This window comes from Janthinobacterium sp. FT14W (genome assembly GCF_009208755.1).
Classification (GTDB): domain Bacteria; phylum Pseudomonadota; class Gammaproteobacteria; order Burkholderiales; family Burkholderiaceae_D; genus Janthinobacterium; species Janthinobacterium violaceinigrum.
Genome location: NZ_WFLL01000082.1, coordinates 1 through 10,137 on the forward strand (window position 1 = coordinate 1; position 10,137 = coordinate 10,137).

11 protein-coding genes are annotated in these 10,137 nt (G+C 66.2%); 3 read left to right on the forward strand and 8 right to left on the reverse strand.

The window, feature by feature from the left end:
* The 8 genes from GCN74_RS27520 to GCN74_RS27555 form a co-directional block, all read right to left on the reverse strand.
* Positions 1–867 (reverse strand): glycoside hydrolase family 3 N-terminal domain-containing protein (locus tag GCN74_RS27520; RefSeq protein WP_319633491.1); only part of this gene is annotated, 867 nt, incomplete at its 3' end.
* Positions 864–1,712, reverse strand: a complete 849-nt coding sequence (locus tag GCN74_RS27525) for a carbohydrate ABC transporter permease (RefSeq protein WP_226939262.1) — start codon at positions 1,710–1,712, stop codon at positions 864–866. The genes GCN74_RS27525 and GCN74_RS27520, both read right to left, overlap by 4 nt.
* Positions 1,713–1,725: 13 nt before the next feature.
* Positions 1,726–2,595 carry a carbohydrate ABC transporter permease gene (locus GCN74_RS27530; RefSeq protein WP_152259608.1) on the reverse strand — a complete coding sequence of 290 codons (870 nt, stop codon included), beginning with the start codon at positions 2,593–2,595 and terminating at the stop codon, positions 1,726–1,728.
* A 7-nt stretch (positions 2,596–2,602) separates the two neighbouring features.
* Positions 2,603–3,862 (reverse strand): ABC transporter substrate-binding protein, encoded by a 1,260-nt coding sequence (locus tag GCN74_RS27535; RefSeq protein WP_152259609.1) that lies wholly within the window; start codon positions 3,860–3,862, stop codon positions 2,603–2,605.
* A gap of 132 nt (positions 3,863–3,994) precedes the next feature.
* The gene (locus GCN74_RS27540) at positions 3,995–5,008 is read right to left on the reverse strand and encodes an SIS domain-containing protein (RefSeq protein WP_152259610.1); all 1,014 of its coding nucleotides are present in this window, start codon (positions 5,006–5,008) and stop codon (positions 3,995–3,997) included.
* Complete coding sequence (nagA, locus tag GCN74_RS27545; RefSeq protein ID WP_152259611.1) at positions 4,998–6,110, reverse strand: N-acetylglucosamine-6-phosphate deacetylase; 1,113 nt, start codon at positions 6,108–6,110, stop codon at positions 4,998–5,000. The genes GCN74_RS27540 and nagA overlap by 11 nt, the downstream gene beginning before the upstream one ends.
* Entirely contained in the window at positions 6,107–6,841 is a 735-nt protein-coding gene (locus GCN74_RS27550; protein ID WP_152259612.1) for a GntR family transcriptional regulator, read from the reverse strand. The genes nagA and GCN74_RS27550 overlap by 4 nt, the downstream gene beginning before the upstream one ends.
* Positions 6,842–6,843: 2 nt before the next feature.
* Entirely contained in the window at positions 6,844–7,716 is an 873-nt protein-coding gene (locus tag GCN74_RS27555) for a BadF/BadG/BcrA/BcrD ATPase family protein (protein ID WP_152259613.1), read from the reverse strand.
* 348 nt (positions 7,717–8,064) lie between these two features.
* On the opposite strand from GCN74_RS27555, the gene GCN74_RS27560 reads away from it, so the two are divergent.
* The 3 genes from GCN74_RS27560 to GCN74_RS27570 form a co-directional block, all read left to right on the forward strand.
* Positions 8,065–8,352 (forward strand): hypothetical protein, encoded by a 288-nt coding sequence (locus GCN74_RS27560; RefSeq protein ID WP_102296300.1) that lies wholly within the window; start codon positions 8,065–8,067, stop codon positions 8,350–8,352.
* Between the two features lie 222 nt (positions 8,353–8,574).
* Positions 8,575–9,099: a hypothetical protein gene (locus tag GCN74_RS27565; RefSeq protein WP_152259614.1), complete on the forward strand. Its 525-nt coding sequence runs from the start codon at positions 8,575–8,577 to the stop codon at positions 9,097–9,099.
* Positions 9,100–9,150: 51 nt separating this feature from the next.
* Positions 9,151–10,137, forward strand: a 987-nt coding sequence (locus GCN74_RS27570; protein WP_226939263.1) for an ExeA family protein, incomplete at its 3' end; no start/stop codon positions are given.

Sequence of the window (10,137 nt, forward strand, 5' to 3'; positions counted from 1 at the left end):
CACGTCGTCCAGCGCGGCCGGCAGCTGCGCGGTATCGGCCAGCAGCGCCATGTCGGCGCCGGCGGCCAGGGCGCGCGCGCCCACATGCTCGCCCTGCGCGCCGATGCCTGGCGTGAGCAGCACGCCGCCGTAGCCCCACTGCTGGCGCAGCAGGCCGTGCATCACCGCGTGCGACAGGCTGGCGGGCTGGCGCGTGTCGAGGGCCGGATAGGCCACGTGCGCGCTCATCATCGAAGCCGTCTGCGCGACGGCCTGGCGAAACGGCACGAAATCGTGCTCTTCCAGCTGCGAACGGGTCTTGTCGACGCTGGGCAGGGGGCCGCCAGCGCTGTGCTGCGGCAGGTACAGCCTGGCGCAGCAGGCCACGCCCTCGGCCTGGCAGCCCGCCGTCCACGCCTGCGCCATGGCGGCCGCCAGCAGCGGGTCGCCGCCAAACGCGTGCGCGGCGCCAGGCGCCTGTCCGGCAGCGGTGTCGAGGTTGAGCAGGGGCGCCAGCAGCCAGTTGATGCCCAGTGCGCGCAAGCCGCGCGCCGTCGCCGCGCCCGTGCCGTTGGCCAGTTCCGCGTCGCCGACGGCGCACAGCTGCATGGCGCCGGGCGGCTGCGGCAGCCAGGCCGGATAGGCGGACGGCATGCCGGCCAGGTCGAGAGCGATCAATGCCTGCGGACCCAGGGCGCGCCGCAAATCCGCGTTCAGGCGCGTCAGCTGCGCCGCATCGCGCACGTTGGCCGCGCGCAGGCAGACGGCGCGGATGCCGTTCTGCTGCAGCCATTGCGCCGTGGCCGTATCGAGCCCGGTGCCGGGCAGGCCCGTCATCAGCAGCTGCCCGGCCAGCAGGCGCAGGTCGGTGGCGATGGCGGCGCTCATTTGACGGCGCCGTCCATGCCGCGCATGAAGAAGCGCTGGGTGAACAGGAAGGCCAGCAGGGTCGGCACGATGGTGATCAGGGTGCCGGCCGCGACCACGCGCGTGCTGCTGCCGAAGGTGCCGCGCAAATACAGCACGCCCACGGACAGGGGGAATTCATCGGGTTTGCTCATGACGATGGACGGCCAGATGTATTCATTCCACGATTCGACAGCCGTCAGGATGCCGACGGTGGCCAGCCACGGCGTGATCAGCGGCAGCATGATGCGGCTGAAGATCACCCACTCGGAGGCGCCATCGACCCTGGCCGCGTCGATCAGGTCCTGCGGCACTTCTTCGAACGCCTGCTTGAGCAGCAGGATGGCCACGGCCGTCACCACGTTGGGCAGGATCACGCCCGTGTAGGTGTCGACCAGGCTCATTTGCGTGATGGTGATGAAGTTGACGAGGAAGTTCACTTCCGACGGCAGCACCAGGGTGGCGAGGATCAGGCCGAACACCAGCTTGCGGCCGCGGAATTTCAGGCGCGCCAGCGGATACGCGGCCAGTGAGCACAGCAGCAGTTTCCAGAACACGGTGAACACGGCGATCAGCACGGAGTTCCTGAAGAACGACCAGATGGGGATGGCCTGGAACACTTCGGTGAAGTTGTCGAAGGACGGCGCCTTCGGCCAGAAGGTGGGCGGGAAGGCGAAGATATTGCCTTCCGTGGAAATGGCCGTCACCAGGGTCCACCAGAACGGGAAGACGCAGACGACGGCGATCGCGCACAGCACGGCATAGTGGCCCGCATATTGGCCAAGCAGCTGCAAGCGGGTTTTCAGGGGGCGGGAACGGGTTTTCATGGTCATTCCCCTGTCAGCGGTGCTTGGGTTTGAGATAGCGCAGGCATAGCAGGGCGATGCCGATGCAGAACAGCGAGACGACGAAGCTGGCCGCCAGCGCGCGCGGCAATTTGAGGTGCTTGAGGCCCTGGTCGTAGGCGTAGTACAGGGCAGTGAAGGTGGAATTCATGGGGCCGCCCTGCGTCAGCACGTCGACTTCCTGGTAAGCCTTCAGGGCCGCCAGCACGGACAGGATGGAGCACAGCATGATGGTGGGGCGCAGCATCGGCACGGTGATCTTCCAGAAGCGCTGCCAGCGGCTGGCGCCATCGAGCATGGCCGCTTCCTGCATGTCCGACGGGATGGCCTGCAGGGCCGCCAGGTACATCACCATGTACCAGCCCAGGCCGCGCCACAGGGTGACGAACATGACGGCAAACAGGGCCAGGCTGTCGTTCGTCAGCCAGCCCACGGGTGCGTTCACCAGTTTTAACGTCATCATCACGTAATTGAGCGCGCCCTGTTCGTGGAACATGAAGCCCCACATGATGCCGACCACGGAAACGGTGGTCACCACGGGCACGTAGAAGGCGGCGCGGAACAGGCGGATGCCGGGCAGGCGGTTGTTCACCAGCACGGCCAAAGTGATGGCGCCCACCTGCACGAAGGGCACCATCAGCAGGAACATCAGCGAATTCTTCAAGCCCGAGACGAACATCTCGTTGTTGAAGATGTAGCGGAAGTTATCGAGGCCGACGAAGCGCGTCTCGCGTATCAGGCTGTAATCGGTGAAGGCCAGCACGGAGCCGTAGCCGACGGGCCAGAAGGAAAAGGCGGCCAGCAGCAGCAGGGCGGGGGTCAGGAACAGCCAGGCTTGCAGGGTATGGCGGTGGGCGAGTTTCATGGTGTCCTCAGTGGCGCGGCAGGGTGGCCAGCTTGCGGTTCCAGATGGCGACGGCCTGGTCCAGCGCCTGCTTCACGTCCTGCTTGCCCGTCACGCCCGCCTCGACGGCTTTCACCAGCGAGCGGCGCAATTCGTCGTAGTCGTCGATGCCGGCCACGTACAGGGTGCGCGAGTGGTTCATCGACAGGGCGCCGGCAGCGACGGCCTTCTCGGCCGCGCCCGCGTGCTTCGGCGTGGCGAGGAAGAACGGGTCGGCTGCCGCCTTGACGGTGGTGGGGAAGACGCTGGCCTGGCGCGCGAAGTCCAGCTGGTTGGCGTCGTTCGTCAGGTAGCGCGCGAACTTGCCGACCGACGGCAGCAGGCGCGCCGGCACGCCCTTCGGAATGGCGAAGTGCACGAGCCAGCCGCCATCGGCGATGCCCGTCGGACCCAGCGGCGCGGGCGCCACGTCGGTGATGGCGTAGATGTCTTTCGCGTCGCCGCGGATGCGCTGCATGGCCGTGGGCGGCGCCAGCAGCATGCCCAGGCGGCCGCCCTTGTAGGCGTCGATCACGGCGGGGAAGTTATCTTCGGCGAACAGGCTTTCCTTCAGCAGGCCGCCGGCCTTGTAGGTGTCGGCCAGTTTTTGCACCAGCGCCACGTGCTGCGGCGAATTGAAGACGGCGCGGTTGTCGGTGATGACGGCCAGGCCCTGCTGCATGAACAGGCCGTCGATCTTCGACAGGGCGGGGGCGATGCCGGCCTTGCCCGTGCGTTGCGCGATCTGGCGCGCGAACGCCAGCTGTTCGTCGAGGCTGGCGGGACCACGCGTGAGCCCGGCCTGCCTGAAGATGTCGGTATTGAAGGCGATCACCGCGACATTGCTGTACATGGGGAAGCCATAGGTGCGGCCCTTGAAGCGCAGGTCTTCCAGGGCGCTGGGAATGTAGCTGGCGCGCGCCTGCGCGATCAGGCCATCGACGGGCGTGAGCAAGCCGTCGCGCGCGTATTCGTCGGCCCAGGGCACGTTCAGGCTGACCAGCGCGGGCGGCGTGCCGGCCACGATGCGCGTGACCAGCTTGGTCTGGATGACGTCCCACGGGAAGTCGATCCATTCGATCTTGACATCGGGATTCTGCGCCTCATAGCGCGCCACCACCGCATTGAAATACGGCGTGAACTTGGGCTTCATGCTGAAGGTCCAGAATTCGATTTTCTCGGCGGCCCATGCCTGCGGCGCGAGCAGGCCCGCACAGGCAAATGCTGCCAACAGTCTCTTGATCGTCATTTTTATCCTGGAGCGCGAGGCTCCAATGTCCATGAGTCTGCGGCGCGGGTACGTGCCCTTGCCGTCGCTTATATTCTTGTTCTGCTGCCGGCAGTCGCGCCCCGTGCCGGGGGCGGGACTGCCGGATACTGCTTAACTGGTCTTGGTGACCTTGCTCAGGTGGCGCGGCGCATCCGGGTCCATGCCGCGCGCGGCCGACAGTTTCGCCGCCATCACGTAGAAGGACTGGATGGCGACGATCGGGTCGAGATCGGGCGTGGCCGCCACGGGCAGGGTCAGGTCGCGCTCGGCCACGTCGGCGGGGGCCGCCAGCAGGACCTTGGCGCCGCGGCCGCGCATTTCCGTGGCCAGCTGCAGCAGGCCGGCCTGGGTCGGGCCGCGCGTGGCGAAGATCAGCAGCGGGTAGCCGTCTTCGATCAGGGCCATCGGGCCGTGCTTGATTTCGGCGCCGCTGAAGGCTTCCGCCTGCAGGGCCGAGGTTTCCTTGAATTTCAAGGCCGATTCCAGCGCCACGGGGAAGCTGATGCCGCGGCCCACGACCATGATGTTGCGGGCCGGCGCCAGCACGTCGATGGCGGGCGACCAGTCGACGCGGGTCGCTTCGAGCAGCGCTTCGGGCAGCGCTTCCAGGCCCGCCTGCAGCTCGGGGTCGTTCTGCCACTGGGCCACCATGCGCGCGCCGGCAACCAGGCTGGTAATGAAGCTCTTGGTGGCGGCGACGCTTTGTTCCTTGCCGGCGCGCAGGGGCATGGCCCACTCGGCGGCGTGCGCCAGCGGCGAGTCGATGTCGTTGACCAGGGCCACGGTGGTGGCGCCGCCGTCGCGGAAATAGCGGATCGGTTCGACCACGTCGGGGCTCTGGCCCGATTGCGAGATCGAGATGGCCAGGGTGTCGCGCGTCACCAGCGGCGACTTGTTCAGGGTCACCAGCGACATCGGCAGGGACGCGACGACGCGGCCCAGGCGCGCCATGATCAGGTAGGCGACGTAGTTGCAGGCGTGGTCGGAGCTGCCGCGCGCGATGGTCAGCGCGGTCGAGAACGAGGTGCTCCTCAATTTGCGGCCCAGTTCCGCGTAGCGTTCCGTGTCGCTGGCCAGTTGCAGGGCGACGCATTCGGCGGCGGAAACGGCTTCTTTAAGCATCATTGAGGTCACAGATTTCTCCTTCTATATACACAGCTTTGAGTTTGAGATCGCGATCGAGTACCACCAGATCGGCGTAAGTGCCGGGGGCCAGCCGGCCGCGTTCTTCCAGGCCCAGATAATCGGCGGCGTTGGTCGACACGCGCTTGGACGCGTCGGCCAGGTCCAATCCCAGTCCCACCAGGTTGCGCAGCGCCTGGTCCAGGGTCAGGGTGCTGCCCGCCAGGGTGCCGTCGGGCAGGCGCACGCCGCCCATGCATTTCTGCACGGCGTGGCGGCCCAGCATGTATTCGCCGTCCGGCATGCCGGTGGCGGCGGTGGAATCGGTGACGCAGTACAGGCGCGGGATGGCGCGCAGGGCCACCTTGATGGCGCCCGGATGCACGTGCAGCAGGTCGGGTATCAGTTCGGCGTATTCGGCGTGCGCCAGGGCGGCGCCGACCATGCCGGGCTCGCGGTGGTGCAGGCCGCTCATGGCGTTGAACAGGTGCGTGAAGCCCACGGCGCCATGCTCCAGCGCGGCCACGCCGTCTTCATACGAACCGAGCGTGTGGCCGATCTGCACGCGCACGCCGGCGTCGGCCAGCGAGCGCACCAGCTCCAGGTGGCCGGCGATTTCCGGCGCCACGGTGATGACGCGCAGCCTGGCCAGGGTTTGCAGGCGTTCGATTTCGGCCAGGGTGGCGGCGCGCGCGTAGTTGGGCTGCGCCCCCAGCTTGCCGGAATTGATGTACGGGCCTTCCAGGTGGGCGCCCAGCACGCGCGCCGTGTTCGGGCGGCGGTCCTTGGCGGCGGCGCCGATGGCCGTCAGGGCCATGTCGATGTCTTCCGGCGGCGCCGTCATGGTGGTGGCCAGCAGGCTGGTGGTGCCGTGGCGCGCATGGATGGCCGCGATCGTGTAGACGGCTTCGCCGCCTTCCATGATGTCCTTGCCGGCGCCGCCATGCACGTGCAGGTCGATAAAGCCGGGCAGGATGTAATCGTCGCCGTTGTGCGACGGATGGATGGATTTGCCCGTGATGCTGTCGACCCGCTCGCCGAAGGCGATGGCGCCGTGGATCCAGCCGCCTGGGGTAAGGATATTGCCTTTGATAGTGCTGCTCATCTGCGCGACTCCGCTACGAATTCATAATAATCACTGCGGCAATACGAGTGGGTCAGTTCCACCGCCGCGCCGTTGTCGAGATAACTGACACGGGTGATGTGCAGCATGGCTTCACCCGTCTTGATATTGGCCAGCTTGGCCTGTTCCGCCGTGGCGTTGACGGCGCGGATATGCTGCAGCGCGCGCATCGGGATGGTGCCGCGCGACTCCAGGTAGCCGTACAGCGAATCGGTGACCTGCTGCGGGTCCGGCATGTACAGCGCAGGGATGGTGGTGGTCTCGATCGCCATCACCACTTCGTCCGCCGTGCGCAGGCGGCGCAGGCGCGCCACCGGCACATGCGGCGACAGGCCCAGCGACAGCAGCTCCAGCGGCGCTGCCGCGCCGATATCGCGCTGCAGCCAGCGCGAGCCGGCCGTGAATCCCCGCTGGCGCAGTTCTTCCGAAAAGCTCGTCAGGCGCGACAGCGGCTGTTCCAGCTTGGGCGTGATATAGGTGCCCGAGCCGCGCTTGCGCGTCAGCATGCCCCGGTCGCACAGCATGTCGATGGCCTTGCGCGCCGTGACGCGCGAGATTTCCAGGATTTCCGACAGCACGCGCTCCGAGGGCAATGCCTGGTTGGCGCGCCAGTCGCCGCTGGCGATGCCGTCCGACAGCATGTTCGCCAGCTGCATGTAGAGCGGCGTGTCGCTGGCGGGATTGGGTTTGAAGGCGGACAGTTTGGCCAGCATGGTCACTGCTCCTGCAAGTGCTTGCGTATCAGGCGCAGGCCGCCTGCGGCCGAGTCGCCCTGTGCCGGCACGACCAGTTGCAACAGATCCGCCGGCAGGTAGGCCGACAAGGGCGCCGCCAGGCCGCCGCACAGGGCCACGGGCAAGGTGCCGGCCGGGTCGAGGGCCCTGGCGATCAGGGCGATCTGCTGGCCCGCATCGACCAGGATGGCGCGCGCCACCACATTGGTGGCCGCGTGTTCCAGCACCAGCCGCGCCAGTTGCGCGAAGGTGGTCTGGCTGGCGGCCGCCAGCCACACCTGCATGGCGTCGCGCTGGCCGCCGCAGGCGTCGATGACGGCCGTGGCGAAGGCGCTGCCGGGCACGCGCCCGTCGACCACCTGCTGCACGTGGTTGATGGCGCGCATGCCGATCCAGGCGCCGCCCGCTTCGTCGCCGGAGGGGAAGCCCCAGCCGCCCACTTCGTGGCGGCTGCCGTCCGCATGCAGCACTTCGCCCACGCTGCCCGTGCCGATGGCCACGATGGCGCCAGGCTGGCCCGCGTGCGCGCCCAGCAGGGTGGTCAAGGCATCCGATTCGAGCGCGACGGCGGCATAGCCGGGATTGTGTTCGATGAAGCTGGCGGCCCACTGTTTATTGTGCACGCCGGCCAGGCCCAGGCCGATGGCCATGCGCTGCAGGGGCGGCTGTTCCAGGCCGGCCGTGCGGAAGGCCAGGGTGACGGCATGCGCCACGGACGTCCAGGCCCGTTCGATGCCCAGGCCCAGGCCGGAAGGGCCGCTTTGTCCTTGCGCCAGTTCCTGGCCGTCGAGGCGCGCCAGGCGTACGCGGGTGCCGCTGCCCCCGCCGTCGACGCCGATTATGTATTCGATCATGTTATGCAGCCCCGCGTTTGGTTGATTGCGCCTGTCTCGGTTCTTTTATTTCTCGGGCGGCGAAAAAGCTGAAGGCACTATATTGTCGCCTCGATGGCTTGTCAACAGGTATTTAAGTGGTATTAATAAATGACGTGCGCGATGCCGCGCCATGCCCGAAGGTGAGATTGCAAGTGTTTGTTAATAAAGGATATTTTCCCTGTTGGGAATGGTATTGAAATTGGCCTTGTTTAATGCCAATTTTTTCCGACTGGTCTGTGTCTGGTGTTGCGCTGTTGCTTGTATGCATGCTTGGCAAGGGATGCCATGAAGAGTAAAGTCCGCCTTTTACACCTGAGTTGGAAGAGCATGATGAACGACAAGGCAGCAAAGAGCGCATATTGGGACGACTGGCAGCAAGAGGCGCTGGCCGCCGGCGTGTCCGCGCCGCTGGCCGCGCTGGGCATGGAACTGATGCGCACGCACCGCAAGAACCGCTGGCCGAAGGATTTCCTGGGCCGCGAAAGCGATGGTCCCGTCATGATCGAAATGTGCCTGGAAGACGAGGCGGAAACGGAATTGTTCTTTATCGAGAACCTGTATCCCTACGATGCGGCGCTGATCGAAAAGACGCGCCGCCGCCTGTGCCTGCACTGAGAGCGCTGACGCGTGACTGGAACGGCCGCCTTGTGCGGCCGTTTTGCTTTTCGGGTGGCATTTTCATGGGGGAGTGTCATAATGGCCCAGGCATTTCCGCCCAGGCATGGAGTTGATAATGAGCAAGGCACAGGACAGCAAGAAGGAAGCCAAGAAGGCAGCGGCCAAGACCATGAAGGCGGAAGCGGGGATGGGCAGGCAAGAAGAGCGCAAGCGCTGAGCATGCGCGTGCGCCGTTCATTGACGCGCCCGTGGCGTTCGCCGGCCCTGCTGGCGGCGTTCGCCCTGCTGGCCTTGGGTACGCCCGCGTCCGGCGTGCTGGCGCAGCAAAAGGCGCCGCCGTCCACCTTCGGGCAAGTGGTGGGCAATGCCGTGCTGTGCATCGACCAGATCGACAACAAGGCTTTCTATGCCTATCTGCTGACGGCCTTCGGTCCGGCCTACAAGCATGAAGGGGGCGCCTACTGGTTCCGCACGGACGCCACCCTGTGGGGCGCGCCCATTACCGACGTGATCGTCAGCGACGACACCAGCCCCCTCGTCTTTATGGGCGTGGTGGCGGACTCGACGCCGGAAAAGCTGGAACCGGCCATCCGCGGCGCTTCCGGCCTGCGTTTCAATAAACTCGACAATTCTGCCTTTCCCGTCCGCGGTTCCGTGCCTGGCAGTAAAATCGTCTACTTCCGCAGCAAGGCGAAAGTCTATTGCGCCAAATACAAGCCGTTGCCGCCCGCCCGCACCCGATGAGGGGTTCGGCTTGCCGCCGCGCATTTTGATCGTTTCATCCGCAGGGTCTCCATGTACACGCATTATTTCCAGCTCAAGCAATCGCCGTTCTCGATCGCCCCCGATCCCCGCTACCTGTTCATGAGCGAGCGCCACCGCGAAGCGCTGGCGCATTTGCTGTATGGCGTGGGCAGCGGCGGCGGCTTCGTGCTGCTGACGGGGGAAATCGGCGCCGGCAAGACCACCGTGTGCCGCTGCTTCATGGAACAGATTCCGGAAAACTGCCAGCTCGCCTATATCTTCAATCCGAAACTGTCTGTCGAGGAATTGCTGCATTCGATCTGCGAGGAATTCCACATCGCCCTGGCGCCCGGCGTGGCCAGCGTGAAAGGCTATGTCGACGCCATCAATGCGTACCTGCTGGCCAGCCATGCGCAGGGCAAGAACAATGTGCTGATCATTGACGAAGCGCAAAACCTGTCCGCCGCCGTGCTGGAGCAGCTGCGTTTGCTGACCAACCTGGAGACGAGCGAGCGCAAGCTGCTGCAGATCATACTGATCGGCCAGCCGGAATTGCGCGCCATGCTGGCGCGGCCGGAACTCGAGCAGCTGGCGCAGCGCGTGATTGCCCGCTATCACCTCGGTTCGCTGACGGCCGAGGAAACGGCCAGCTATGTCCGTCACCGCCTGGCCGTGGCGGGCGGCACGGCGCAGACGCCGTTCGGGCCGCGCCTGATGGCGCAGATCCATGCCTTGAGTCATGGAGTGCCGCGCCGCATCAATTTGCTGTGCGACCGCGCGCTGCTGGGCGCCTACGTGGAAAACCAGCCGCAGGTGACGCGCCAGATACTGCACCGTGCCGCCGAGGAAGTGTTTGCCGAGGCGGGCGCCGGCGCGCCACGCGTTGCGGGCTTGCGCTGGCCGCATGTGGCGGGCGGCGTGCTGGCCGGCGCCGTGGTCACGGCCGCGCTGGCCTGGCATTTCATGCCGCGTCCGTCCGCCGTGCCCCCTGTGCCTGCCCTGGCCGCTTCCGTGCCGGCCGCCTCCGCTGCCACGCCA